Genomic DNA, 25935 nt, shown 5'->3' with positions numbered 1-25935 from the left:
TCTTGCATCGTTGCAGACGATTATGCATTATGTCTGCATCGTTGCAGAGCCCTCACAACGCCTTACTCCGTCCGGCGAGGAGTCGAAGATGACTACAACCCCCATCGGCCGCCGCGGCTTCCTCAAGGGAAGCCTCGGCCTCGGCGCACTCGCCGCCACCGGCTCACTGGCCGCCGCCTGCGCGGCGCCGGGCGGGACGAGCGCGCAGCCGAGCAGACTCGCCGCGCCGACGGCGTCCGGCTCCGCGGCCAAGGGTGAGATCACGATCTGGAACCGCTCGGGCGACCTGTTCAAGGTGTTCGACGCGGCGATCGCCAAGTTCCGCCAGGCCTACCCCGACGTCAAGGTCAACCACCAGGCCGTGGACATCGACGCCAAGCTGGCCAACACGCTGATCAGCGGCACCGACGTGCCCGACGGCAGCTTCTGGGACGACGCCAAGATCGGCGGCCAGGCCGAGCACCTCTTCGACCTGACGGACCTGATCGCGCCGTACAAGGAGCAGACCTCGGCGTACAAGCTGTCGGTGAACACCGTGGAAGGCAAGATCTACGGCGTGCCGTGGGACCTCGACCCCGGCCTGCTCTGGTACCGCGAGGACGTCCTGGAGAACGCCGGAGTCGATCCGGCGGGGCTGGCCACGTACGAGGACCTGCTCACGGCGGCCAGGACGATCAAGGAGAAGGACCCCAGAACCAAGCCCATCCACCTGGAGAAGACGCCGTTCCTCAGCCAGCTCTGGCTGGAGATGCTGGCCAACCAGCAGGGCACCAGCCTCACCGACGCCCAGGGCAAGCTGCGGCTCGACTCCGAGGAATACCGGCGGATCTTCACCTGGATCCAGTCGGCGGTCACGGACGGCCTGGTCACCCACGCCCCCTACCTGGAGCAGGCCGACCTCAACGCGCTCGACAACGGCCAGCAGGTGTTCGTGCCATGGGCGATCTGGTGGTCGTTCGCGCCGCAGCAACTGCTCAAGAACACCAAGGGCAAGTGGCGGGCGGCCCCGCTGCCCGCCTGGACGCCCGGCGGCGCGCGCAGCGGCGCGATGGGCGGCAGCAGCTTCATCATCCCCGCCAAGGCCAAGAACCCCGAACTGGCCTGGCTGCTGTACGAGTTCCTGTGCTTCAAGGAGCCCGGCTACACCGCCGTGTACGGCCCCAACGACGTCTACCCCGGCGGCCTGTCGACCTCGATCCCGAGCTACGCGCCCGCCGCCGACCCGGCCAAGCCGCTGTTCCAGCCGATCGAGGCGCTGGGCGGCCAGGACCTGTGGAAGGTCGCCGTCGAGGCCGGTGCCACCATCCCGGCCGCCGCGCCGATCCCGTGGTGGTTCGCCCAGTCGGTGGACTACCTCGGCAACAACATGCAACGCCTGATGGAAGGCAAGATGTCCCCCGACCAGGTGATCGCCGACTCGGCCGGGAAGATTCAGAAGAACCTGATCGACCGCTCATGAGGCTGCGTTCCGTCCGGCTGACGCCGTACCTGTTCATCGCGCCGTTCTTCGCGGTCTTCGGCGCGTTCGGGCTCTACCCGCTGATCTACGCGCTGCAGCTCAGCTTCATGCGCTGGCGGGGCGGGAGCGAGGCGCGCTGGGTCGGTCTCGACAACTACCTCTACCTGCTGACCAGCCCGGAGTTCTGGGCCTCGCTCGGCAACAGCGCCGTGATGTGGCTGCTGATCGTGCCGATCCAGATCGTGGCCGGGCTGGGCGGCGCGGTACTGCTGGCCAACGCCAAGCTGCGGCTGCGCGGGTTCTTCCGGGTGGCCTTCATCGCGCCGTTCGTGACGCCGCTGGTCGCCATGGCGCAGGTGTGGATCGTGGTGTTCGACCAGGACCACGGCCTGATCAACTATCTGCTCAACCTGGTGGGCCTGCCCGACGTGGGCTGGCTGACCTCCACGACGTGGTCCAAGCCGACGCTGGCGCTGCTGTTCCTGTGGAAGACCACCGGGTTCGCGATCATCATCCTGCTGGCCGGCCTGCAGGCCGTCCCCGGCGGCGTGTACGAGGCCGCCTCGCTCGACGGCGCCTCCCGCTGGCGCCAGTTCTGGTCGATCACCGTACCGCTGGTCCGGCGGAGCATGGCGTTCCTGGTGGTCATCCAGACGCTGGCGGTCTTCCAGATGTTCGCCGAACCGTTCGTGGTCACCGAGGGCGGCCCGTACGGCTCCACCCGCACCGCGGGCCTCTACCTGTACGAGCACATCTCCGCCTCCGACCTGGGCACCGGCGCGGCGAACTCGTTCCTGCTGGTCCTGCTGGTCTTCGGCCTGTCGCTGGTCTCGGTCAGGATGCTGCGCCCGAAAGACGAGGTCTCATGAACCAGCACAGGCCGGGAGCCGCCCAGTACGTGCTGCTGGCGCTGCTCGCGATCGTGTTCCTGTACCCGATCTGGTGGGCGGTCAGCTCCTCGTTCAAACCCGCGGCCGAGATCATCGCCAGCCCGCTGTCGATCGGCGAGCTGACGCTGGACAACTACCGGGCGATGTTCGCCGACGTGCCGATCGGCACCGGGTTCGTGAACACGGCGCTGGTGCTGCTGGTCAAGGGCGGGATGACGATGGTCTTCTGCCCGCTGGCCGGCTACGCCTTCGCCAAGTACGACTTCCCGTTCAAGAACCTGCTCTTCGGCGTGGTGCTGCTGACGCTGATGCTGCCGACGCTGGTGCTGATCATCCCGCTGCTGCTGGAGATGAGCGCGCTCGGCTGGGTGAACACCTACCAGGCGCTGATCCTGCCGGGCAGCATCGACGCGTTCAGCATCTTCTGGATGCGGCAGACGATCGCCGCCATCCCCGACGAGCTGATCGACGCCGGGCGGGTGGACGGGGCCGGCGAGTTCCGCATCTTCTCCAAGGTCGTGCTGCCGGTCATCCGGCCGGGCCTGGCCGCGCTGGCGGTGCTGACCACCATGAACATCTACAACGACTTCGTCTGGCCGGTCGTCGCCGTCAACGACACCGCGCACCAGACCCTCCAGGTGGTGCTGTCCACGCTGGCGCAGAACATCACCGGCAACCGCATCGGCGCCGACTTCGCCACCGTGTGGGGCGAACTGCTCGCGGCCGGGAGCATCGCCATGCTGCCGCTCCTGGTGATCTTCGTGCTGCTGCAGCGCCACTTCATCAACGGCATCCTCGCGGGCAGCGTCAAGGGCTGACCCCGATCACATGAGAGAGAGCACTATGACGCCGCGTGCGGAATACCCCCGCCCCCACTTCGACCGGTCGCACACCTGGTCGAGCCTGAACGGCGACTGGGACTTCCGGGCCGACACCGAACAGGACTGGGACCGGACCATCACCGTGCCCTTCGCCTGGGAGACCCCGGCGTCGGGCATCGAGGCCCACTGGCTGCCCGTGGCCTGGTACCGCCGCTCGTTCACCGTCCCGGACGGGTGGCGCGGGCAGCGGGTCGTGCTCCAGTTCGGCGCCGTGCACCACGAGGCGACGGTCTGGGTGAACGACGTCGAGGTGGTCACCCACCGGGGCGGCTACACGCCGTTCGAGGCCGACGTCACCGACGCGCTCCGCGACGGCGAGCAGGAGGTCGTCGTACGGGTGAGCGCGCCGCTGGACCAGCGCGAGATCGCGCACGGCAAGCAGCGCAGCGTCCCGCGCGACGACTTCGACGGCGTCTGCTTCACGCCCTCCTCGGGCATCTGGCAGAGCGTCTGGCTGGAGGCCAGGCCCGCGACGTACCTGTCCGGGCTGACGCTGCGGCCGTCGGAGGGGCTGGACGCCATCGAGGTCGAGGCCCGGGTGGCGGGCGCGGCCGAGGCCACGCTGCGGCTGAGCCTGCGCGGCACGGACCTGGCCATCGAGCTCCCCGTCGTGGGCGGCCTCGCGGAGACCGTGATCCCCGTGGCCGAGCCGCGCCTGTGGTCGCCGGAGGACCCGCACCTCTACCACGTGGACGCCACGCTGACCTCGGCCGACGGCACCGACACCGTCGCCGCCTACACCGGGCTGCGCCGGATCGAGGCGATCGGCGAGGACCTGTACCTCAACGGCCGCCGCCTGTTCGTACGCGGCGTGCTCGACCAGGGGTACTGGCCGCTCACCGGCATCACCGCGCCCGACGACGCCGCGCTGCGCCGCGACATCGAACTGGCCGCGGCGGCCGGCTACAACCTGGTGCGCAAGCACCTCAAGCTGGAGGACCCGCGCTTCGTGCACCACGCCGACGTACTCGGCATGCTGGTGTGGGCCGAGCCCGCCGCGACGGGCCGCTTCTCCGACGCCTCGGTGACGGCGTTCGAGGAGCAGATCGCGCCGATGGTGGAGCGCGACGGCAACTCGCCGGCGGTCGTCATCTGGGGCCTGTACAACGAGGAGTGGGGCCTCGACTGGGACATCCCGGGCGACCCGGCCAAGCAGCGGGCGGCGGCTCGGGCATACGACCTGCTCAAGGCGCTCGACTCGAGCCGGCCCGCGGTCGACAACTCCGGCTGGACCCACGTCAAGACCGACCTGCTCGACTGGCACTACTACGACGAGTCCGCCGCCTCCTGGGGCCGGACGGTCGCCGCGCTGCTCGACGGCCGCCAGGACGACTTCCCCGTCAAGCTCGGCCCCGACTTCGTGGTCCGCAAGAAGCTCGCCGGGTCGCCGGACCAGCCGCTGCGCGGCCTGCCCAACCTCAACAGCGAGTACGGCACCGGCTTCACCTCCGTCGAGCGGGGCTGGCACCTTCGCTGGCAGACCCAGGAGTTGCGCCGCCACGACCGCGTGGCCGGTTACGTCTACACCGAGCTGTACGACATCGAGCACGAGTCGGCCGGCCTGCTGGACTTCGAGCGCCGGGCCAAGGACCTGGCCGGGGTGCGCCCGGCCGACGCCAACGCCACGACCACGCTCGTGCTGGACGTCGTCCCGGTCGCACCCGGCCGCGACCTGCTCAGCGAGACGGGCGCGGTGAACGTCCCGGTGCGGGTCTCGCACCACGGCGCCGAGCCGGTCGACGGCCGCCTGCACACCGCCTGGACGCCCGTCTTCGGCGCGACGCCCGCCGGCCCCGGTGCGGAGGGCCCGCGGGTCGAGGCCAAGCCGTTCCTGCTCAGCGGCGCCGCCGAGGTGCGGGCCGAACTGCCCGCGGGCTGGACGAGCGGGCGGCTGCACCTGGCCCTGGTCAGCGGCGGCGCGGTCGTCGCGCGTTCCGCCGTGGACGTGGACACCTTCACCGGTCACATCGTCGGGGACAACCGATAAGGAGAGATCAACCCCGCGCGGCGGTCGCCACCAGTCCGGAAGCGCTGGCCGGCCCCGCCGGCGGCGCGACCTCGCAGGTCGTAACGGTGCCCATCGGGGCGTGGCGAGCGAGCCGCCACGCCTCCTCCGCCGGAGGGCGTCAGGTGAACGGCCGCTCCATGTGATCGAGCGTCTCGCCGATCACCTCGCGCAGCGTGCGGGCCTCCCGCTCCTCCGTCCACAGGTGTGCGGCCAGCCGCAGCGCGACCAGGAAGCCCGCCGCCAGCACCCGGGACGGCACCTCGCTCGCCCGCCCGGCGACGGCCTCGGCCAGGTCGCGCTCCAGCGCCGCGTGGTTGGCGAGCTGACGGGCCAGCAGCGACGGGTGCCGCCGGGCCAGCCGGGTGCGCAGCGCCCACTCGCGTTCGGGCTCCTCCATCTCCCGTTGCAGGTCGTCGATCGCCGCCCGGAGCGCCTGCCAGGCCGACAGCTCGGCGGGCTGGGCGCGTACCTGCTCCACGAGCGACTGGAAGCGCTGCTCCTCCCCGTAGAGCAGCGCGTCCTCCTTGCCGGAGAAGTAGTTGGAGAACGTGCGGCGCGAGATGTTGGCCGCGTCGGCGATGGCCTCGACGGTGACGGAGTCGAAACCACGCTCGACGACGAGCCGCAGCGCCGCCTCGTGCACGGCCTGGCGGGTCTCGGCCTTCTTGCGTTCCCGCAGCCCCACGGTGCTGTCCATGATGGAAGCAGCCTACCTTCGCAAGGCGTGCGAGCCCCGGCTGCGGTCAGGGCCCGCACAAGATCATTATCCCGTATCAAGATCACGCGGCGACCGGGATCGAGCACCCGCGCCGGGGCCGGGGCGTGGGAGGTGCGTAAGACCCAGGTCTGATACCGGCGATGGACGAATCAGTGCGGAGCCAGCACACTCGCGAGGGGAACGCAGAGAACCTGCCACTCTTACGGAGACCCGATGGCAAGCCTGGCTTCTCCTGCGCTGGTCGGGCGCGACGCCCCGCTGCGGGTACTCACCGACGCCATCACCTGCCCGCCGGCCGTCGTCCAGGTGCAGGGCGAGGCGGGCATCGGCAAGACCAGCCTCGTCCGGGCCGCACTCGACCGCCTCACCGCACCCGGCGGGCCCGGCAGGACGGTGTTGCTCGGTCACTGCCGGCAGATCCGCGAGCCGTTCCCGTACGGGCCGGTGTTCGACGCGCTGCGCCACATCGCCGCGGCGCTGCCCGGCCGGGACCGGCTCAGCCCGGTCACCGGGGCGCTGCGCGGATACCTGCCCGAACTGGCCGGACACCTGCCCCCCGCGCCCTTTCCACCCGCCGTGGACGACCCGCGCGCCGAGCGGCACCACCTGTTCCGCGCGGTGCACGCGCTGCTCGGCGCGGCGGGGCCGACCGTGCTCGTGGTCGAGGACCTGCACTGGGCCGACGACGGCACCCGGGACCTGCTGCGGTTCCTCACCGACCAGCCGCCCGAGGGGCTGGCGCTGGTGGTGACGTTCCGGCGGGAGGAACTGCCGGTGCCGGGGCTGCCGTTCGGGCACGCGTACCGCAGGACGCCCGGGGTGCGCGGGGAGGTGATCTCGCTGACGCCGCTCGACGTCGAGGAGGTGCGCAGCCTGGCCGCCGCCCTGCTCACCTCGGCCCGCGCCGACCCCGCCGCCGTGCCCTCCGCACGCACCGGACCCTCCGAGACCTCCACGCGAACCGGGACCGCGGCGACCGCCGCAACGGGCCCGCCGCCCGCGCTCAGCGCCGCCTTCGCGGCCAAGCTGCACGAGCGCACGGCCGGGGTGCCGTTCGTGATCGAGGAGGCGATGCGCTCGCTGCTCGACGACGAGGGCCGCCTGCCCGAACCGGAGGCGCTCGACCGGATGGGCGTGCCGGTGCTGCTGCGCGAGGCGATGGCCGAACGGCTCACCGGCCTGTCGCCGGCCGCGCTGCGCGCCGTGCACGCCGCCGCCGTCCTGGGGATCCCGGCGGAGGAGCCGCTGATCAACGCCGTATCGGACAGCGAGTCCGGGCTGACCGAGGCGCTACGGGCCGGCGTCCTGCGCGAACACCCCGACAGCCTGTACGGCTTCCGCCACGCCCTCGCCCAGCAGGCCGTCTACGACGCCATCCCCGGCCCCGACCGCCGGCTCACGCACCGCCGGGCCATGGCCGCGCTGGCCGTCCTCGACCCGCCGCCCCTCGTCCAGCTCGCCCATCATGCCCGCCGCACCGGCGACGTCACGGCCTGGCAGCGGCACGGCAGCGCCGCCGCCGACCACGCCGCCGCCATCGGCGACATCCCCCTGTCCGTGGAACTGCTGGAAGGGCTGCTGTCCGACCCGAAGCTGCCCGGCGAGGCGCGGGGCACGCTGGCGCTCAGGCTCAGCCGGATCGCCGCGATCGGCCTGTCGCACCGGCGTGTCGTCCGCATCCTGCGCCACCTGCTGTCCGACGACCGCCTGTCCCCCCGGGTGCGCGGCGAGGCCCGGCTCAACCTGGGCGTGCTGCTGTCCAACCAGGCGGGCGAGATCGCCGCGGGCCGCCAGGAGATCCTGGCCGCGCTCCCCGACCTGGACGGCGACCCGTGCCTGGCCGCCCGCGGCCTGGCGCTGCTGGCGATGCCCGTGTGGGGCGGCGAGCCGCTGGCCGTGCACGAGGAGTGGATGACGCGGGCGGAGCACCTGCTCGCGGCGGGCCGGGATCGCGAGCTGACCGCCGCGGTGGAGGCCAACAAGGTCAGCCTGGCCATGTACGTCGGTTCGCCCGACGCGTTCGAGCTGGCGGGCACGCTGCCGGTCAACGACCCGTCCGCGGCCGTGCGCAGGCAGGTCGCGCGCGGCTACTCCAACCTGTACGACGCCGCGCTCGCCCTCGGGCACTACGCCGCGGCCTGGGGGTTCGCCGAGCTCAGCAGGCGGGTCGCCGAGGAGACCGGCGCGCTGTACCCGGCGTTCCTGGTGGAGATGTCCTCGATCCGGCTCGACCTGCTGACCGGCCGCTGGACCGGGCTGCGCGAACGGGCGCTGGCCGCCGTCGCGATGACGTTCGAGGCGCCGCTGCCGGCGGTCGAGGCCCGGCTCGCGCTCGGCGTGCTGGCCCTGGCCAGGGGCGAGTGGGACGAGGCCGGCGAGCATCTGGAGTCGGCCCGCGTACGGGACCTGGACTCCGGCTTCCTGCCGGTCGCGGTGGCGGGGTCGAGCGGGCTGGTCGAGCTGCACCTGACCAGGGGCGAGCTGGCTCCGGCGCTGGCGGCGGCCGAACTGGCGGTGACCCGGCTGCGGCGCAAGGGCGTGTGGGTGTGGGGCGACCAGCTCGTCCCGGCCGCCGTGGCCGCGCTGCTGCGGGACGGGCGGGCGCCGGCGGCGGCCGGGCTGGTGGCCGAGTTCGCGGCGGGCATCAGGGGCAGGAACGCGCCCTCCGCGCACGCCGGGCTCGACCTGGCCAGGGGCGCGCTGGCGAGCGACGCGGGCGCGTACGACGAGGCGGCGCGGTGTTACGCGCGGGCCCGGCTGGCGTACCTGGCGATGCCCCGGCCGTACGCGGCGGCTCGGGCGGCCGAGTTGGAGGCCGCCGCCCGGCTCGCGCCGGCCGCCGGAGGTGCGCACCCCGGCGATCGACCCGAGGAGCGGGCGCGGGCCGTGGAGCTGGTCGCCGAGGCGGGCGAGCGGTACGCCGTGCTCGGCGCCACCCACGACGCGGCCCGCTGCCGCCGCCTGCTGCGCGAGCTGGGCCCCGGCAGGCCGGCCGCGCCCCGCCGGGCCAGACGGGCGGCGGCCGGGGTGCTGTCGCCGAGAGAGAGCGAGGTGGCCAGGCTGGTCGCGCTCGGCCGGACGAACAGGGAGATCGCCGAAGTGCTGTACCTGTCCCGGCGCACCGTGGACACGCACGTCGCCCGCGTGCTGCAGAAGCTGGGCGTGCGCACGCGGGCGGAGGTGAGAGAGCCCCGGCCGGAGGATCGGCCGGGGCCCGTCACCCCCGAGTCGTAGACCGGTCAGACCGTGATGCTCCACGAGTCGAGGTAGCCGGTGTCACCGGCGTAGACGTCCTCGATGTCGAGCACCCACGTGCCGGCCGCCTGCTGGCTCACCGGGACGGAGAACGTCCTGGTGCCGTAGGAGGTGCAGGTCGTGCCGCCGTAGCTGTCGACCACGTACCAGGTGCCGTTGGGGCCGCGCAGCCAGATGTCGAGGTCCTCCGCGCACGTGTGGCTGATCGTGATGGACACCCGGACCGGCGAGGTCGCGGTGCCCGTCGCGGTGGAGGTGATCGAGCTCTGGGTGTTGCTGTAGTCGTAGATCGGACGGTCGGTGTCGTTGGTGAAGGTCCGGCCGCCCGTGGTGCTCTGGACGGTCAGCGCGTACGTCGTCGTCCGCGTGGCCGCCTCGCCCGTACCGGTCACCGTGACGGTGTAGCTGCCGGCCGGGGTGGTGGGCGCGGTCGAGATCGTCAGCGTGGCGGTCCCGCCCGAGGTCACCGAGGCCGGGTTGAACGTGGCCGTGGCGCCGGTCGGCAGGCCCGCGGCCGCCAGGTTCACGGTCTGGGCGGTGCCCGCCGTGGTGCTGGTGGCGATGGTGGACGTGGCCGCCGAACCCGCCTGCACGGTGCCGCTCGCGGGGCTCGCCGACATCGAGAAGTCACGGGTGGGCGGGGTGCCGCCGACCGCCTGCTTCCAGACCGCGTACATGGCGGCGTCGGCCGCCCGGTCCAGGACGGTGTCGTTGATGTTGGCCGTGGTGTCGCAGGAGGAGTGGTAGCAGGAGTCGTACGCGCGTCCTGCCGTGCCGCCCCACTTGGCCGCCTGCGCCGTGGTCTTGGTGGCGCTGGCTCCGGCCGCGACGCCCGAGCTGGCGATGCCGGCGTTGCGGAAGGAGGCGTCGTCGGAGCGGTTGGCGCCCTCGACGTTCTCCTCGGGCTGGAGGCTCAGCCGGTCGTAGAACTCCTTGAGGTACGCGGCCCCGGCGGTGTTGATGTTGTTGATGAAGTAGCCGCCGTTGGTCGAGCCCGTCATGTCGTAGTTGTAGTAGACCTGGATCCTCGACCGCTCGGCGGCGCTGAGGGAGGCCACGTAGTACTCCGACCCGTTGAGCCCCTGCTCCTCGTCCGTCCACCAGCCGAACCTGACGTGCTTGGCCAGGGTCGGGTTGCGCTGGGCGAGGGTGAGGGCGACCTCGAGGAGGTTCGCGGAGCCGGAGCCGTTGTCGTTGATGCCGGGCCCGGCGGCCACGCCGTCGAGGTGCGCGCCGGACATGATGACCTGGTTGGCGTCGCCGCCCGGCCAGTCGGCGATCAGGTTCGGGCCCGCGCCGCTGGTGCAGTAGGCGGTGGTGCAGCTCTGCCGGACCACGGTGTAGCCGGCCGCGCGCAGCTTGTCCTCGACGTACGACACCGACTGCAGGTAGCCGTTGGTCGTGGACCTGCGGTTCCCGCCGTTGGCGGTGGCGATCGACTGGAGTTGCGTCAGGTGTGCCTTGACGTTGGTCAGGCTGATGTCCGGCGGGTCATCGCCGCCGGGGCCCTGGCCGACGGTCAGCGAGTACGACGCGGTGTGCGAGGTCGCCCCCGTGCCGGTGACGGTGATCGGGTACGTCCCCTGTGCCGTGGCCGAGCCGACCGACAGCGTCAGCGTCGAGGCGCTGCCCGAGGTCACCGACGCCGGGCTGAAGCTCGCCGTGGTGCCGGACGGCAGGCCCGACGCCGACAGGGTCACGGTCTGCGCGGTGCCCGAGGTGGTCTGCGTGCTGACCGTGGCCGTGACCTGCTGGCCGGGGGCGCCGCTGCCGGCGGACGGGTTGAGCGAGAGCGAGAAGTCGTTGCCCGGCGTGCCGCACGCGGGCTCACCCGACGCCGCCGCCACGCTCACCGCGCTCCAGGCGGCCTTCGTGGTGTTGCACTCGGCGCTGCTGGAGCCGTACAGCTCGATGACGGCCGCGACGGAGGCCGCGCGGACGTTCGTGTAGCGCCAGGCGGACGTCTTGCGGGCGAGCGCGCCCATGAAGATCTTGCCGGCCTTCTGGATGCCGACACCGGTCACCGACGAGGGGCCGCCGGAGCAGATCGGGCTGGACGGCTTGCCGCCGCCGGGGTTGTTGCCCTCGGCGAGCAGGTAGAACCAGTGGTTCAGCGGGCCGGCCGCCGCGTGCACCTCGGTGCTGGGGATCGACGACGAGTAGCAGTTCGGGTCGCCGAGCGCGCTCGGGTTGTACATGTTGCGGATCGGGCCCTGCCCGACCAGGTTGACCTCCTCGCCGACCAGGTAGTCCGGCGGGTCGGCGGCGTGGTTGGCGTACGCCTCGGTCAGCGCGCCGAAGATGTCGCCGGTGCCCTCGTTGATGCCGCCGTTCTCGTTGCCGGAGCCGGCGCCGCCCGGGGTGGTCTGGAAGATCGCGTGCCCGAACTCGTGGGCCACCACGTCGATCGGCGTGGCCTGCTGGGTGTTGGCCTGGTTGTGGCCGAAGTTCGTGTAGCTGCCGTTCCAGTAGGCGTTGACGTCGTTCAGGCCGACCCGCGCCGGGAAGCCGCGCCCGCTGCCGTTGATGCCGTTGCGGCCCAGCCAGTCGCGCAGCATGTCCCACTCGCGCTGCACGCCGTAGAGCGCGTCCACGCAGGCGGTCTCCAGGTTGGTGCCGGAGGCGTTGCCCCACGCGTCGTCGGTGCCGGTGTAGGCGGTGCCGCCCTGGCCGCCGCACTGGATGCCGGGCCTGGTGGTGTCGGTCATCGAGTACGAGCTGCCGGAGCCGCTCGTGCCGATGGTGACCTGGCCGTAGTAGTAGCCGTTGCCGGTGCCGGCGCGTACGAGGTCGTAGGAGTCGGCGATCTTGCCGGTGCGCGCGTCCACGAACACGTGCTGGATGCTCGGCTTGCCCGCGTCGATGCCGCTGACCACGGCCTCCCAGGTCAGCCGGGGCCGCTCGCCCCAGGCCAGCACGACCAGGCGCGGCTCGGCGGTGTCGTCCACCCGCTCCAGTTCGGCCCGCGCGACCTCGGTGGCCCGGCCGGCGCTGATCGCGGGTTTGGTCGCCACGTCGCGCGGGCTCGGGCCCGACGCCGCGACGGTGTCCCTGACGTGCCCCGCCGCGTCGGTGACCACGACGGCGTCGCCGCCGACCACCGGCAGGCCCTTGTAGGTGCGCTCGTACGCCACGTAGAACATGTCGCTCGCGCCCGGCGTGACCGAGACCCTGCTGTACGCCTCGTCCGGGCCCCTGGTGAGCTCGTCGAGCTGGTTGGAGACGGCCTTGTCGGCGACCGCCGCGGCGAGCGAGGCGGGGTCGGCCGCCGCCGCCCGCGCGCTCTCCTGGGACTTGGCGGCTCCGGGCGGAGCGGCGTGCGCCGGTGACACCACGGTCGCGGCCGTGGCGAGGCCCACGACCGCGGCGAGTAAGGCTTTGCGTTTCACTCTGTGTTGCTCCTTTCGGCGCTTCCCTGGGCCGCCGCGCGTTGGTGGGCGCACGGCGGCCCGCGCGTAACCCGGGGTCGCCTGGGTTCGCGTCGGTGACAGGGAATGGGGGGTGAGGGAGAGCGAGCGGGCCGTTTCGCCTTCTTGCCGCCCGACGCTAGGCGCTCCGTGACGGCGGGAAAATACGTACTCGCATCGGTAGGTATACCGATAATTACGTTTCACCTGGTGAGGTGAGGGACAATCGAGGCGTGCAGTTCGGCGTCCTGGGTCCGCTCGCGGTGTGGCCGCCCGGCGGCGACCCGATCGCCCTCGGCGGGCCCCGTCCGCGCGCGCTGCTGGCGATGCTGCTGCTCGACGCGGGACGGCTGGTCAGCGTCGAGCACCTCATCGACGGCCAGTACGGCGACCGGCCCCCGTCCGGCGCGGCCAACGCGGTACAGGCGCAGGTCTCCCGGCTGCGGCGGCGGCTGCCCGCCGGGCTGATCGAGTTCCACGGCGCCGGTTACCGGCTGGCCGCCGACCCCGAGTCCGTCGACGCGCACCGCTTCGAACGGCTGGCCCGCGAGGGGCGGGGGCTGCTCGCGTCCGGGCTGCACGGACGGGCCGCGTCCGTGCTGCGTGAGGGGCTGGAGCTGTGGCGCGGACCGGCGCTCGCGGACGTGGCCGACGCCCCGTTCGCCGCGGCGCAGGCGCTGCGGCTGGAGGAGCTGCGGCTGGCCGCCACCGAGGACCTGTACGAGGCCGAGCTGTCACTCCCCGGCGCCGACCCCTCCGCCGGGCTGGGCGCGCTGGTGGCCGCGCAGCCACTGCGGGAGCGGGCGCGCGGCCTGCTGATGCGGGCCCTGCACGCGGCCGGGCGGCAGGCCGAGGCGCTGGCCGCGTACGAGGAGGGCCGGCGGCTGCTGGCCGGCGAACTGGGCGCGGACCCGTCGCCCGAACTGGCCGCCCTGCACCTGGAGATCCTGCGCGGCGAGCGCGGGCGCGCCACCCGGACGGGCCCGCCCGCCCAGCTCACCAGCTTCGTCGGACGCGAGGAGGAGCTCGACGTGCTGGCCGCCCTGCGCGCGGCCCGCCTGGTCACGATCGTCGGGCCCGGCGGCACCGGCAAGACCCGCCTGGCCATCGAGGCCACGACCCGCCGCCCCCGGCTCCCGTCGCCCGCCGCCGAGGTCGCCTTCGCGGACCTGTCGCTGGTGGCCACGGGGTCCGGCCCGGAGCAGGTGGCGCGGGCCGTGCTCGGGGCGCTCGGGTTGCGCGAGCCGGCGCTCAGGCCGGCGGCCGGCGGCGGGCCCGGCCCCGCCGGGGTGCTCGTCGCCGCGCTGGCCGGGCAGGAGCTGCTGCTCGTCGTGGACAACTGCGAGCACGTCATCGCCGAGGCCGCCGTGCTGGCCCGCCGCCTGCTCGCCGAGTGCCCCGGTCTGAGCATCCTGGCCACCAGCAGGGAGCCGCTGGGCCTCACCGGCGAGCACCTCGTCCCGCTCGCGCCGCTGACCGTCCCGCCGCCGGACGCGCACGACCCGCTCGGCTACCCGGCGGTCAGGCTGTTCGCCGACCGTGCGGCGGCCGTGCGGCCGGGGTTCTCGCTCGGCCCCGGCAACCTGGAGGCGGTGCTGCGGATCTGCGCCGCGCTCGACGGCCTGCCGCTGGCCATCGAGCTGGCGGCGGCGCGGCTGCGGACGTTCGGGGTGGCGGAGGTCGCCGACCGGCTGGCCGCGCACGGCAGGTTCCGGCTGCTCTCGCGCGGCGACCGTACGGCCGCCGCCCGGCACCGGACGCTGCACGCGGTGGTGGAGTGGAGCTGGAGCCTGCTCGGGGCCGGGGAACAGGAGCTGGCCAGGCGGCTGGCGGTCTTCACCGGCGGCGCGACCCTGGAGGCGGTCGAACGCGTCTGCGGCGCGGAGGGCGGCGAGGCGCTGGCCGACCTCGTGGACAAGTCGCTGGTCGAGACCGACGGCGAGCGTTACCAGATGCTCGACACCATCCGGCTGTTCTGCCTGGAGCGGCTGGCGGAGGCGGGCGAGGAGGAACGGCTGCGGCGGGCCCACGCCGCCTGGTACCTGGAGTTCGCGCAGCGCGCCCACGACCACCTCCACCGGGCCGAGCAACTCGACTGGCTGGCCGTGCTGTCGGCCGACGACGCCAACCTCCAGGCGGCGCTGCACTGGGGCGTCGAGCACGACCGGCCGGTCGCGTGGCGGCTGATGGGCACGCTGGCCATGTACTGGTGGCTGAGCGGGCGGCGCGGCCAGGCCGCCGGGCCCGCCGGACGCCTGCTCGACGGCTGCGGTTCCGAGCTGCCCGCCGGGCTGGAGGAGGAGTACGTGCTGGCCGTCCTGCACGCCGTGCCCGAGGCGGGCTCGCCGCACTGGACGCGGGCCAGGCAGGTCGTCGGGTCGCTCGACCGGCCGGTGCGCTACCGGTTCGGCGTCGCGCTGTGGGGGATGATCGCGGGCCCTCCGGACGAGGAGCCGGCCTCCGGGCAGGGGCGGCGGCTGCTCGGCGCCGAGCCGTGGGGCGAGGCCCTCATCCGGCTCAGCATCGCGCTGATGAGGCTGCACGACGGCGCGGTCACCGAGGCGGAGCAGATCTTGGAGTCGGTGCTCGCCGACTTCGGCGCGCTGGGCGAGCGCTGGGGGAAGGCGCAGGCGCTCGACTGGCTGGCGCTGCTCGCGAGCCGGCGCGGCGACTGGCGGCGGGCCATGGACCTGTGGGCGGAGTCCGTCGAGCTGCTGGAGGAGCTGGGCACGCTCGACGAGCTGGCCGAGGTGCTCGGCCGGCGGGCCGAGGCGCGCCGGCGGGCGGGCGACGCCGCGGCGGCGCGGGCCGACTACGAGCGGGCGGGCGAGATCGAACGACGGCTGGGCCGGCCGGAGGTGACGACCTGGGTGCACCTCCAGCTCGGGGAGATCGCCCGGCTCGAAGGCGACCTGGACGAGGCGGCCAGGCAGCTCGGGGCGGCGTTGTCCGGCGCGGAGACCGGCGCGTTCACCGCCGGCGGGATCAGGTCGCACCTGCACACCGCGCTCGGCCGCCTCGCCGAGGCCAGGGGCGACGCGGAGGCCGCCACCCAGGCGCACGGCCAGGCCCTGGCGGACGCCCTCGACTCCCCCTTCGCCACCGACGTCGCCGACGCCGCCGAGGGCCTGGCCGGCCACGCGCTGTTCACGGGGACCGGACGGGAGGCGGCGGAGCGGGCGGCGCTGCTGCTCGGGATCGGGGTCGCGGTGCGGGGCATGGCCGTGTCCGGCGACCGGGACGTGGCCGCCACCGCCGCTGGCGCCACCCGTACGCTCGGGGCCGAGGCGTTCGCGGCGGCGTACGCCGGGGGTGCGGCGATGTCCGCGGACGAGGCACTGGCCACCCTGCGCGCCACCGCCGGCCGATAGCGCCTCGCCGCCCCTTCCGGCCACCGGTGGCGACGCGCTTCCACCCCCTTCCGCCACGGGTGGCGACGTGCTGACACCCCCTTCCGCCACCGGTAGCGGCCCGCCCGGCGGCACGCGCTGACACCCCCGTGCCGTCACCGGTGGCGACGCGCTGACACCCCCGTGCCGCCCTGTCAGCGGACGGTCGCCGGGTTGTCAGCGCGGCTCGCGAAGCTGACTGACATGCGAAACGTCCTCATCTCCGGCGCCGGCATCGCCGGTCCCGCGCTCGCCCACTGGCTCACCCACCACGGCTACCGGGCCACCGTCGTCGAGAAGGCCAAGGCCCTGCGCCCCGGCGGTCAGGCGGTGGACTTCAAGGGCGAGACCCACCTCACCGTGCTGAGCCGCATGGGCATCCTGGACGACATGCGCCGCCTCCAGACGGGCGGCGCCGACCAGGAGATCGTGGACGCCGACGGCCGCAAGCTGGCGGTCATGTCCGGCGAGTTCACCGGCGGCGCCCTGGAGATCAGGCGCGGCGACCTGGCCAGGATCCTGTACGAGCGCACCGCCCCGCACTGCGAGTACGTCTTCGGCGACTCGATCACCTCGCTCACCGAGACGCCCGGCGGCGTCCAGGTCACCTTCGAACACGCCGCGCCCGCCACGTACGACTTGGTCGTCGGCGCGGACGGGATCCACTCGAACGTGCGCCGGCTGGCCTTCGGCCCCGAGCCCGACTACGTCCGCCACCTCGGCTACCACTACGCCCTGGTGGACGTGGAGGAGGACTTCGGGCCGGTGGCGCAGATGTACAACGAGCCGGGCCGGCTGGTGGCCACGGCCGGGCCGAAGGCGCCGGTGTTCTTCGTCTTCGCCTCCGAGCCGCTCACCTACGACCGCTACGACGTGGAGCAGCAGAAGGACATCCTCGTGCGCGCCTACCAGGGCATGGGCTGGCGGACTCAGCGGATCCTGGAGGCGGTGCGCCGCTCGCAGAGCGTCTACCTCGACTCGATCAGCCAGGTGCGGATCGAGCGCTACAGCCAGGGCCGGGTGGTGCTGCTGGGCGACGCGGCGTACGGCAACACGCTGGGCGGGTTCGGCTCGGGGCTGGCGATGGTGGGCGCGTACGTGCTGGCGGGCGAGCTGGCCGCGGCGGGCGGCGAGCACCGCGCGGCCTTCGCGGAGTACGAGCGGCAGTTCCAGCGGTACGCCAAGATCGCCAAGAACGGCAACGCCGGCCCCTTCCTCGCCCCCGCGACCCCGACGCGGCTGCGCATGCGCAACCGCATGCTCAGGTCGGGCCTGATGATGGGCCTGATGACCAAGTTGGGCGACAAGTTCGCCACCGACATCGCCCTCAAGTCCTACTGAGCCGGTCCCGGCGGGCCCGCCCGATGCGGGGCCGGGAAGAGCGGCGCCGGTGCGGAAGGAGAGAATGACGGCGTCACCGCCGCCGGCCGGCCGACGATCCGTGCGCCTCCTACCTGCGACGTAGGGAATTACCGCCGCAGGACCGATGCGCATCGAGGGAAAGCCTGTGCATCCTGGTGATGACGGGTCCGGCGCGGGGCTCGTTCCGGACCCTGAGAGGAGTCACGAGGGCATGGACAACGCGGCAGGCCGGCCTACCGTGATCTTGGACAACGGCGTCGTCGGGCGGGTCATGCTGGCCCATCCGTCGCGGCGCGATCTGGTGCTCGTGCTCGGCATGGACGGCACGTTGCTGAGTTGCGAACTCGACGACATCGCGTGCGTGGTCGGCGGCGAACCCCTCTGCCCGCACGGCTGAGCCCGCCCGCCCCGCTCCGGCGGCGTCCGCTACCCCGACCTCGGCCGCACCTGGTACGAGCAGGGCTTCGAACGCCCCGCGGGCTCCGCGGTGACCGTGTTCCGGCGCGCCGACGCTAGTCCAGGAACCGCCTGACGCCCATGGCGAGGGCGGCGGCCATGCGCTCGCGGAAGGCGGGGTCGGACATCTTGGCGGCGTCGCCCGGGTTGCGCATGTTGCCGCACTCGATGAACACCACCGGCCGCTTCGACAGGTTGAGCCCGCCCAGGTCGGTACGGGTCTGCAGGCCGTCCCGGCCGGTGTAGGTGGCGTACGGCAGGCCGGTGCCCTCCCGGTAGGCGTCGCGGAGGTCCCGGCCCAGCCTGGCCGACGGCTTGACCACGTTGTCGTTGTGCCCGCGCAGCAGGCCCGGCATGATCACGTGGAAGCCGTGCCCGCCCGGCGCGGCCCCGTCGCCGTGGATGGACACGACGGCGTCCGCCCTGGCCTCGTTGCCGATCGCGGCCCGCTCGGTGACGCACGGGCCCACACCCTTGTCGTCGGGACGGGTGAGCACGACCTCGGCGCCCAGCCGTTCCAGGATCGGTTTCAGCCGGCCGGCGACGTCCCAGGTGAAGGCGTGCTCCGGGTAGCCGTCGGCGGTCTCGGTGCCGACGGTGTTGCACGGCTTGCGGCCGGTGATGACATCGACCTGGCGGTTGATCTCCTTCGGATGGGAGGCGTTGCCGCCGTTGTGCCCCGGGTCGATCACCACCGTCTTCCCCGCCAGCGGGCCCGCGTCCGGCGACCGGGTGACGCCGGACGACGCCGGGACGGGCGGCACCGCCTGATGGACGGCGGGCGCGGCGCACCCGGCGGACAGCGCGGCGAGCAGGGTCAGCGCCGCGGCGGGTCGGTGGACGCGCATGCCACCGAACGTACCCGGCACCGCCCCGGAACCCAAGAACCGCGCTGACCTGCGCCTCCACATCACCTGACGCTCAGGCGGGCGGCCCGGGGAGCGGCGGCTCGGCCCGCTTGCGGATCAGGTACGGCGGCATCGCCAGCGCGTGCATGCCGCTCTGGCGCAGGGTCTCGATCGAGTGGTCCGGCGTCTCGGTCAGCGGCTCGCCCGACCTGTTCAGCGAGGTGTTGATCAGTACCGGCGTGCCGGCCCGCGCGTGCCACCTGCTCAGCAGGGCGTGCAGGAACGGGGAGCGCTCCGGCTCGACCGTCTGCGGCGCGGACGTGCCGTCCACGTGCGTGATCCCGGGCAGCCGGTCGCGGAACTCGGGGTGGACGTCGGCGGCGTACTGCCCGAACGGGGCGGGCCCGGCCACATCGAAGACGTCCCCGGCGTGCTCGGCCGGCACCAGCGACGCCAGCGGACGGAACCACTCGCGCCCCTTCACCTCGAAGTTGATGTAGTCCTGCATGTCCGGGTTGCGGGGGTCGGCGAGGATGCTCCGGTTGCCCAGCGCCCGCGGTCCCGACTCGCTGCGGCCCTGGTGCAGCCCCACCACGCGCCCGCTGTCCAGCAGCGCCGCCACCTCGCCCGCCAGGTCGTCGGGCCGCTCGGCGTACAGGCCGTCGGGCAGGGCGCGGACGGCCGCCTCGATCTCGCTCCCGTCGGGGACCGGGCCGAGGAAGTCGTCCGTCCAGCGGAAGCGGCTGTCCGCGCCGAGGCAGGCGACGAGCCCGTACAGGACGCAGCCCACGGCCGTGCCGCCGTCGTGCGGGGCGGGCGGGACGTACACCTCGCGGAACGGGGACTCGCGCAGCAGCCGGCCGTTGGCCGCGCAGTTCAGCGCGGCCCCGCCGGCGAAGGCCAGTGTGTCCAGCCCGGTCTCGGTGTGCAGCCAGGCCACCACCCGGGCCAGCGCCCGCTCGAAGGCGCGCTGGCCGGCGGCGGCCAGGTTCGCGGCGCGGCGGAACTCCTCGCCGCCGGGCTCGTAGACGAAGACGTCGTGGCGGCCGAACGTCCTGAGCCAGGCGGGCGGGATGTGCACCTCGTGGCCGCGTACGTCGAGGTCGGGCAGGCCGAGCGCGTCGGGGTCGCCGAACGCGGCCAGGTCGGCGACCTTGGCCTCGTTGCCCTCGCCCTCGGACCACACCATCCTGGTCAGCAGCGTGTAGAAGCAGCCGAGGCCGGCGGGACGGTCCCAGTCGCCGTCCCAGACCTGTTTGGCCAGGCACTCGATCCGCCCGCGCGAGCACCGGTAGAACGAGGCCACCTCCAGCAGGTCGCCGCCCGTGCCCGCGGGCAGCGGGGCGTGCTCGGTGAAGTCCCTGACCCGGCTGCCCCGCGCGTCGATCACCAGCCCCGCGGCCTGCTCGAACGGCGAGGGGTAGAACGCGCTGTAGAGGTGGGTGAGGTGGTGCGAGACCAGCACGATCGGCGCGCCGCCCTTGAGCCCGAGCGTCTCGCGCGCCTCCTCCTGGTAGGCGCCCACGTGCTCGATCTCGGTGTCGGACGAGTACCCCTCGACGACCAGGTCCACCGGCTCCTTCAGCAGCGGCATGGCCGGCAGGTAACAGTCGGGCAGGTCGCCGAGGCGGCCCCAGTGGTGCTTGCGGCGGCTGACGCGCTCCTTCTGCAGGCCGTACATGCCCGACTCGCCCACCGCGACGGCGATGGAACCATCCTTGGTGCGATTTATGCCGACAACGATGGGAAAGTCCGCCATCTGCAGTGCCTCCTGATCGTGATCACGGGCACCGATACCCCAGGCAGGAACAAGTGGATCTCCCAACCGCGTAAGGGACACGTCAGCGAAACGCCAGAAGCCGGAGATCGCCACGCTTCGGGCGGACGGGCCGGCCCGGGGTACTGCCCGCCGGCTTCCGCATCCTCGTCGAGCACGCCGCCGAGCACGGCGAGATCCACCTGATCGACGACGGCCCCGCCGTGGCCGTGTGGTTGCGTCACGACTCGCCGCCGCCCGTCCCGCACGACTACGACCGCAGGCTTTCCGAGGCCACCGGCGAGTGGGCCGAACGGTTCCGCACGCTCGACGGGCTGTCCGCGGCCAACCGCCCGGAGCCGCCGCACCACCGCCTCGCCTTCCTCGCCGTGCACCCCGAACGGCACGACCAGGGGCTCGGCACGGCCCTGCCGCACTACCAGCACGCCAGGCTGGGCGGGCGGCCCGCGTACCTGGAGGCCGGCGACCCGCGCAACCGCGACCTGTACGCGCGGCACGGGTACCAGGCGTTGGAGCCGTACGCGCCGCCGGACGGGGCGCTGCTCCGGCCGATGTGGCGGCCCGGCTCACCCTGACCCGGCCCACCGTCACCCCGGCTCACCCCTGCTCACCTCAGCTCCGGCGGCTTTGTGAGGCGTCACAGATTTGACCGCCGACGTTTACTGCCCTGTCCAGTTCACAGAATGACGAGCATGGCTCATCGTGTGTCTGCGAATCCAACCGCGACCACGGGAGAGCCTTCATGCGCCGCCGTACCTTTCTGACAGCCGTGCCCGTATCGGTGGCGTTCTCCGGGGCGGTGTGGCACGAGGCGGTGGCGTCGGTGACCGCCGGGGTGAGCCCGTACGGTCCGCTCGGCGGGCCCGACGCCAACGGCATGGCGTTACCCGCCGGATTCACCGGCCGCGTCGTGGCCAGGACGGGCCGCAGCGTCGGCGGCACGCTCTGGCACCCGGCCCCCGACGGAGGCGCCTGCTTCCCCGACGGCACCGGCTGGATCTACGTGTCCAACTCCGAGGTGCCGCTGGTGGGCGGCGCGTCGGCGATCAGGTTCCGGGCCGACGGGTCGATCGGCGACGCCTACCGCGTCCTGAACGGCACGAACCTCAACTGCGCGGGCGGCGCCACCCCCTGGAACACCTGGCTGTCGTGCGAGGAGATCTTCCGCGGCCGGGTCTACGAGACCGACCCGTACGGCGTGCGCGGGGCCCAGCCCCGTCCCGCCATGGGCCGCTTCAAGCACGAGGCCGCCGCCTGCGACCCCGACCACAAGGTGATCTACCTGACCGAGGACGAGAGCGACGGCTGCCTCTACCGCTTCACGCCCACCACCTGGGGCGAGCTGTCCAGCGGGCGGCTGGACGTGCTGTGCGGCACCGGCGGCGACGGCGTCGAGTGGCGGCCCGTCCCCGACCCGTCGCCCGCCGTGCTGGAGCGCCAGACCAGGCACCAGGTCGCGGATGCCAGGCACTTCGACGGCGGCGAGGGCTGCCACTACGCCGCGGGCGTCTGCTACTTCACCGCCAAGGGCGACCGCAAGGTCTGGGCGTACGACACCGCCCGCCAGACCGTGACCGCGATCTACGACGGCGGCGGCACGCTCGACGGCGTGGACAACATCACCGGCCGCCCGTCCGGCGACCTCTACGTGGCCGAGGACGGCGGCAACATGGAGATCAACATCATCACCCCCGACGGCGTCGTGGCCCCGATCATGCGGCTCGACGGCCAGGAGCGGTCGGAGATCACCGGGCCCGCCTTCTCCCCCGACGGCACCCGGCTCTACTTCTCCTCCCAGCGCGGCACCAGCGGCGAGACCGCCGGCACCGGAGGCATCACCTACGAGGTCACCGGCCCCTTCCGCCGCTGACGACACCCCCGCTCACCCCCTGTGAAGGAGTCGCCATGCTCCGGCGAATGTCCCTGCTGCTCACCACCGCGTGCCTCGCGCTCGCCCTCGCCCCACCGGCGCAAGCCGCCCCATCCGAGGTGTACGTGGCCCTGGGCGACTCCGCCGCCGCGGGACCGCTCGTGCCCAACCAGATCCATCTCGGCTGCCTGCGCTCCGACCGCGACTACCCGCGCCTGACCGCCCAGGCCATCGGCGCGGCCACCTTCCGCGACGTGACCTGCTCGGGCGCCGACACCAAGGACATGTACCAGCCGCAGAGCACCGAACTCGGCGACGTCGCGCCCCAACTCGACGCGCTCAGCGCCGACACGACGCTGGTCACGGTGCAGATCGGCGCGAACGACGTCGGCCTGACCGGCTTCATCGAGGACTGCCTGAACCTGCTGCCCCCGCCGATCGGCGACGCCTGCAACGACGACTACGTCGTGGACGGCAAGGACAAGTGGCGGGTCGACACCGACGCGCTGCGGCCCCGCCTGCTCACCCTGGTCTCCGACATCCGCGCCCGCGCCCCGCGGGCCAGGATCTTCATGGTCGGCTACGGCACGTACGCGCCGCAGAACGGCTGCTACCCGCGCGTCCCGATCATCAAGGCGGACGCGAACTACATCCGGGCCACGCTCATGTACTTCAACCAGATGCTGGCCGAGCAGGCCGCCGCGGCCGGCGTGGGCTTCATCGACCTGCAGACCCCGAGCGTCGGCCACGACCCGTGCGCCTCGGCCGGCGCGCGGTGGATCGAGCCGTACGTGCCCGCCTCACCGGCCGCGCCGTTCCATCCGAACGCGGCGGGCATGCGCGGCTTCGCCGGAGTGGTGACTGCGGCGGTCACTGGGGCGGTCACTGGGGCGGTCACTGGGGCGGCCCGGTGAGCCGGCGGGCCGCCAGCGCGGCCCCGATCCGCTGGAGGTGGGCCGGGTCCATCGGGTCGAGCCCGGTCAGCCCGACGACCCTGCGCAGGCGGTAGTCGACCGTGTTCGGGTGCACGTGCAGCAACTCCGCGGTACGCCGCCGGTCGAGGCCCAGGTCCAGGTACGCGGTGAGCGTCCTGAGCAGGTCGGGGTGGTCGAGCAGCGGGTCGAGCAGCCCGGCCAGCAGTTCCGTGGCCTGGCTCGACCGGGTGAGCTGGTATTCGAGCAGCACGTCGGCCAGGCGGTAGCCGCCCGGTGGCTGCTCGAAGACGCGCACCACCTCCAGCACCTCCTCCACCAGCCGCGCCGCCGCGGGCACCTCCTGCGGCGGCGCGCACTCGGCGGCCAGCCACACCGGCACGCCCGCGGCCTTGCCCGCCGTCCGTGCCAGTTCGCCGAGCTCGGGTCCCTCCCCCTGGAGCGGCACCAGCACGAGCCCGCCCGCCGTGTCGAGCGCGGGCAGCACCGGCTCGGCCGTGAACCGCTGCACCGCGCTCCTGAGCCGGTGCAGCTTGCGCCGCCCGGCGACCGGCCCGCCGGGACCGTCCTCGTCGGGGTGCCGCCCCGCCGCCACGGCCAGCACCAGGTAGCGCGGCGGCAGCCGCAGACCCGCCAGCGCCGCCCGGTCACCGCCGAGCAGCGCCGCGACGACGGCGTGCATGGCGTGCTGCTCCTGGCTGAGCAGGCTCTCCCGCTCCTCCAGGTACGCCGAGCAGACGGCGGCCGTGGCCCCCTCCATGTAGAGCAGCACGATCCGGTTGGCCTCCAGCACGTCGTCCAGGTCGGCGGGCCCGGCGTCGGCGAACAACCACTCCGACATCATGCGCGCCCCCAGGTGGTAGGCCGCGAGCAGCGCTTCGAGCGGCACCCCCTCCTGGGCGCGGCGCGCCGCCGACTCCCGCAGCGGCGCGAGGTCGGCCCTGCCGGGCGGCCGGCGGTCGCGGAAGGCCCGCGAGATCAGGCGCAGGTTGTGCTGGGTGATGAACGTGATGTCGCCGTCGAGCTCCTCCCTCGGCAGCCGCCGGTAGACGGGGATCTGCTCGGAGAAGCCGCTCACGAGCCGCCGGGCCAGCCTGGTGGCCTGGCGGTCGAGCAGCTCGTGCACGGGGCACCCGGCCAGGGTGAGGGCGTGGACCACGCTCGAACCCTGCCACGACACGGTGCATTAATGAAGGCCCCGGCCCGGCGTCGCCGCCGGCGTCCGGGGCCTCCCGTGACCGGCTACAGTCCGGTCACCTTGAGCTTGACCTGGTAGGAGTAGAAGGTCTCGTCGTCCCCCTCGACGAAGTCCTCCACGTAGTCGACCGCGCCCGTCGCGAGCGGCGCGCACACGGTGCTGCCCCAGACCACGACGGTGCCGAGGCTGTCACCGCGGCCGACGGCGGGCGGGGTGACCTCGCGCAGGTCGAAGGTGGCGCTGCCGGTGTTGCTGACGGAGGTGCTCGGGAAGCCGAAGTCGGCCGGGTCGCGGTCGTCGCCGTTGCGCACGTTGACGTAGCCGTTGGGCGGGAACAGGTTCCCGCCGACCAGGAAGCGTAGTTCGTCCTTGCCGTCCCTCTCGTCCACGTCGTGGTTGTCGATGTCGTACAGCTCCACGCGGCAGTTCGAGGCCGCGACGGAGGCGGCGGCCGGGCTCGCGGTCAGGCCCGCGGCCAGTGCGAGCGCGGTGATCAATGGGGCAGAGCGCATCATGCCGGTGCTCCTCGATGGACGTCCGTCCCGCGGACTTCGCGGAACGCGGCACCAGAGTCGGCAGGCCGCCGTGAGCGCACCGTTAACGCCCAGGTGAAGTCACCCAGAGCACAGGCCGGATGTATCTTTTCGCACAGATCGCGAGGCGGCCTCGCGCTTACCCTCCTGAGCCATGAGGGAGTCGCTGACCGTGCTCCTGCTCGGCGCGCCGGAGCTGTCCATCGCAGGCGCGCCCGTGGACGTCCGCTCCGCCAAGGCGCGCGCCCTGCTCTGCTACCTCGCGACCTCAGCCGCGCCCCGGCCGCGCGCCGAACTGGCGGGGCTGCTGTGGGGCGAGCGACCGGACGCCAACGCCAGGGGCAGTCTGCGCCTGGCCCTGTCCGAGCTGCGCAAGGAGGTCGGCGGCTGGCTCGACGTCACCCGGGAGCACGTACGCCTGCGCGCCGCCGACGAGTGCTTCGTGGACCGCCGCCACCTCGCCCAGGCCCCGACGGTGGCCGAGGCCCTGCGGTTGTGGCGCGGGAACTTCATGGACGGGGTCTCCTTCCACGACGCCCCGGCCTTCGCCGACTGGCTGGAGCGCGAGCGCCACGGGGTGCGGCTGCTGCTCCGGGAGCTGCTGCTGGGCGCGGGTGACGAGCCGGCCGGGCAGGTGGCGCGGCTGGCGTACATCGTGACCGGGCTCGATCCGTACGACGAGGAGGCGCACCGTCTGCTCATGACGGCCCTGGCCCGGTCCGGCAACCGGGCGGGGGCGCTGGCCTGCTACGACGAGCTGCGCCGGCGGCTGTCCGCCGAGCTGGGCGTCGAGCCCGCCCCCGAGACGCGGGCCGTCAGGCGGCAGCTCGCCCCCGCGCCCGCCCGCCGCACGTCGGCGTCCCTGCCGATCAGCTCCGTCCCGGGCACGGGCACGGACGGGGCGGCGTCGGCAAGACCCGGCTGGCCATCGCCGCCTGCGACCCGCCCGCGG

General features: G+C 73.3%; 18 protein-coding genes. 12 read left to right on the top strand and 6 right to left on the bottom strand.

Annotated features, from left to right (window positions below; genetic code table 11):
• Positions 1-88: 88 nt before the first annotated feature.
• The 4 genes from FAF44_RS04530 to FAF44_RS04515 are packed head-to-tail and all read left to right on the top strand — an operon-like array spanning position 89 to position 5217.
• On the top strand, positions 89-1459 hold the full coding sequence (locus tag FAF44_RS04530; RefSeq protein WP_237101713.1) for an ABC transporter substrate-binding protein: 1371 nt from the start codon (positions 89-91) through the stop codon (positions 1457-1459).
• Positions 1456-2328 (top strand): carbohydrate ABC transporter permease, encoded by an 873-nt coding sequence (locus FAF44_RS04525; RefSeq protein ID WP_237101712.1) that lies wholly within the window; start codon positions 1456-1458, stop codon positions 2326-2328. The genes FAF44_RS04530 and FAF44_RS04525 overlap by 4 nt, the downstream gene beginning before the upstream one ends.
• Positions 2325-3167, top strand: a complete 843-nt coding sequence (locus tag FAF44_RS04520; RefSeq protein WP_237101711.1) for a carbohydrate ABC transporter permease — start codon at positions 2325-2327, stop codon at positions 3165-3167. Before FAF44_RS04525 ends, FAF44_RS04520 begins: the two co-directional genes overlap by 4 nt.
• Positions 3168-3192: 25 nt before the next feature.
• Positions 3193-5217 (top strand): glycoside hydrolase family 2 protein, encoded by a 2025-nt coding sequence (locus tag FAF44_RS04515; protein WP_237101710.1) that lies wholly within the window; start codon positions 3193-3195, stop codon positions 5215-5217.
• 139 nt (positions 5218-5356) lie between these two features.
• On the opposite strand, the gene FAF44_RS04510 is transcribed toward FAF44_RS04515, so the two are convergent.
• Positions 5357-5935: a TetR family transcriptional regulator gene (locus FAF44_RS04510; protein ID WP_237101709.1), complete on the bottom strand. Its 579-nt coding sequence runs from the start codon at positions 5933-5935 to the stop codon at positions 5357-5359.
• Between the two features lie 234 nt (positions 5936-6169).
• Between FAF44_RS04510 and FAF44_RS04505 the strand changes: the two genes are divergently transcribed.
• Positions 6170-9190, top strand: a complete 3021-nt coding sequence (locus FAF44_RS04505) for an AAA family ATPase (protein ID WP_237101708.1) — start codon at positions 6170-6172, stop codon at positions 9188-9190.
• Positions 9191-9195: 5 nt separating this feature from the next.
• Here the strand turns inward: FAF44_RS04505 and FAF44_RS04500 are convergent, their stop codons facing one another.
• Positions 9196-12600, bottom strand: a complete 3405-nt coding sequence (locus FAF44_RS04500; RefSeq protein WP_237101707.1) for a M28 family peptidase — start codon at positions 12598-12600, stop codon at positions 9196-9198.
• Between the two features lie 233 nt (positions 12601-12833).
• Here FAF44_RS04500 and FAF44_RS04495 point away from each other — a divergent pair, with 233 nt between their 5' ends.
• The 3 genes from FAF44_RS04495 to FAF44_RS04485 all read left to right on the top strand — a co-directional run bounded on the left by FAF44_RS04495 (position 12834) and on the right by FAF44_RS04485 (position 17766).
• Positions 12834-15989: a BTAD domain-containing putative transcriptional regulator gene (locus FAF44_RS04495; protein ID WP_237101706.1), complete on the top strand. Its 3156-nt coding sequence runs from the start codon at positions 12834-12836 to the stop codon at positions 15987-15989.
• Positions 15990-16211: 222 nt separating this feature from the next.
• The gene (locus tag FAF44_RS04490; protein ID WP_237101705.1) at positions 16212-17348 is read left to right on the top strand and encodes an FAD-dependent monooxygenase; all 1137 of its coding nucleotides are present in this window, start codon (positions 16212-16214) and stop codon (positions 17346-17348) included.
• A 232-nt stretch (positions 17349-17580) separates the two neighbouring features.
• The gene (locus FAF44_RS04485; protein ID WP_237101704.1) at positions 17581-17766 is read left to right on the top strand and encodes a hypothetical protein; all 186 of its coding nucleotides are present in this window, start codon (positions 17581-17583) and stop codon (positions 17764-17766) included.
• Positions 17767-17881: 115 nt separating this feature from the next.
• Here the strand turns inward: FAF44_RS04485 and FAF44_RS04480 are convergent, their stop codons facing one another.
• Positions 17882-18673 carry an N-acetylmuramoyl-L-alanine amidase gene (locus tag FAF44_RS04480; protein ID WP_237101703.1) on the bottom strand — a complete coding sequence of 264 codons (792 nt, stop codon included), beginning with the start codon at positions 18671-18673 and terminating at the stop codon, positions 17882-17884.
• Positions 18674-18746: 73 nt separating this feature from the next.
• On the bottom strand, positions 18747-20432 hold the full coding sequence (locus tag FAF44_RS04475; protein ID WP_237101702.1) for a carbamoyltransferase C-terminal domain-containing protein: 1686 nt from the start codon (positions 20430-20432) through the stop codon (positions 18747-18749).
• A gap of 221 nt (positions 20433-20653) precedes the next feature.
• Between FAF44_RS04475 and FAF44_RS04470 the strand changes: the two genes are divergently transcribed.
• From FAF44_RS04470 to FAF44_RS04460, 3 genes are all read left to right on the top strand, one after another.
• Positions 20654-21025 (top strand): GNAT family N-acetyltransferase, encoded by a 372-nt coding sequence (locus FAF44_RS04470; RefSeq protein ID WP_237101701.1) that lies wholly within the window; start codon positions 20654-20656, stop codon positions 21023-21025.
• 167 nt (positions 21026-21192) lie between these two features.
• Positions 21193-22320: an alkaline phosphatase PhoX gene (locus tag FAF44_RS04465; RefSeq protein ID WP_237101700.1), complete on the top strand. Its 1128-nt coding sequence runs from the start codon at positions 21193-21195 to the stop codon at positions 22318-22320.
• Positions 22321-22355: 35 nt separating this feature from the next.
• Positions 22356-23234 (top strand): SGNH/GDSL hydrolase family protein, encoded by an 879-nt coding sequence (locus FAF44_RS04460; protein WP_237101699.1) that lies wholly within the window; start codon positions 22356-22358, stop codon positions 23232-23234.
• Here the strand turns inward: FAF44_RS04460 and FAF44_RS55675 are convergent.
• On the bottom strand, positions 23215-24411 hold the full coding sequence (locus tag FAF44_RS55675; protein WP_237101698.1) for a CdaR family transcriptional regulator: 1197 nt from the start codon (positions 24409-24411) through the stop codon (positions 23215-23217). The genes FAF44_RS04460 and FAF44_RS55675 overlap by 20 nt on opposite strands.
• Positions 24412-24494: 83 nt before the next feature.
• Complete coding sequence (locus FAF44_RS04450; RefSeq protein ID WP_237101697.1) at positions 24495-24965, bottom strand: hypothetical protein; 471 nt, start codon at positions 24963-24965, stop codon at positions 24495-24497.
• A 172-nt stretch (positions 24966-25137) separates the two neighbouring features.
• Between FAF44_RS04450 and FAF44_RS04445 the strand changes: the two genes are divergently transcribed.
• The coding region (locus tag FAF44_RS04445) for a BTAD domain-containing putative transcriptional regulator (RefSeq protein WP_272894055.1) at positions 25138-25935 on the top strand (798 nt) is incomplete at its 3' end.

The organism is Nonomuraea sp. MG754425 (genome assembly GCF_021699195.1).
Lineage (GTDB): Bacteria > Actinomycetota > Actinomycetes > Streptosporangiales > Streptosporangiaceae > Nonomuraea.
Note: the sequence above shows the minus strand (reverse complement) of the source record. Positions and strands in the feature narration are given on the sequence as shown.

Coding starts and splice junctions, on each gene's coding strand:
- FAF44_RS04530 (WP_237101713.1), top strand. CDS start 89: ATGACTACAACCCCCATCGGCCGCCGCGGCTTCCTCAAGGGAAGCCTC.
- FAF44_RS04525 (WP_237101712.1), top strand. CDS start 1,456: ATGAGGCTGCGTTCCGTCCGGCTGACGCCGTACCTGTTCATCGCGCCG.
- FAF44_RS04520 (WP_237101711.1), top strand. CDS start 2,325: ATGAACCAGCACAGGCCGGGAGCCGCCCAGTACGTGCTGCTGGCGCTG.
- FAF44_RS04515 (WP_237101710.1), top strand. CDS start 3,193: ATGACGCCGCGTGCGGAATACCCCCGCCCCCACTTCGACCGGTCGCAC.
- FAF44_RS04510 (WP_237101709.1), bottom strand. CDS start 5,935: ATGGACAGCACCGTGGGGCTGCGGGAACGCAAGAAGGCCGAGACCCGC.
- FAF44_RS04505 (WP_237101708.1), top strand. CDS start 6,170: ATGGCAAGCCTGGCTTCTCCTGCGCTGGTCGGGCGCGACGCCCCGCTG.
- FAF44_RS04490 (WP_237101705.1), top strand. CDS start 16,212: ATGCGAAACGTCCTCATCTCCGGCGCCGGCATCGCCGGTCCCGCGCTC.
- FAF44_RS04485 (WP_237101704.1), top strand. CDS start 17,581: ATGGACAACGCGGCAGGCCGGCCTACCGTGATCTTGGACAACGGCGTC.
- FAF44_RS04480 (WP_237101703.1), bottom strand. CDS start 18,673: ATGCGCGTCCACCGACCCGCCGCGGCGCTGACCCTGCTCGCCGCGCTG.
- FAF44_RS04475 (WP_237101702.1), bottom strand. CDS start 20,432: ATGGCGGACTTTCCCATCGTTGTCGGCATAAATCGCACCAAGGATGGT.
- FAF44_RS04465 (WP_237101700.1), top strand. CDS start 21,193: ATGCGCCGCCGTACCTTTCTGACAGCCGTGCCCGTATCGGTGGCGTTC.
- FAF44_RS04460 (WP_237101699.1), top strand. CDS start 22,356: ATGCTCCGGCGAATGTCCCTGCTGCTCACCACCGCGTGCCTCGCGCTC.
- FAF44_RS04450 (WP_237101697.1), bottom strand. CDS start 24,965: ATGATGCGCTCTGCCCCATTGATCACCGCGCTCGCACTGGCCGCGGGC.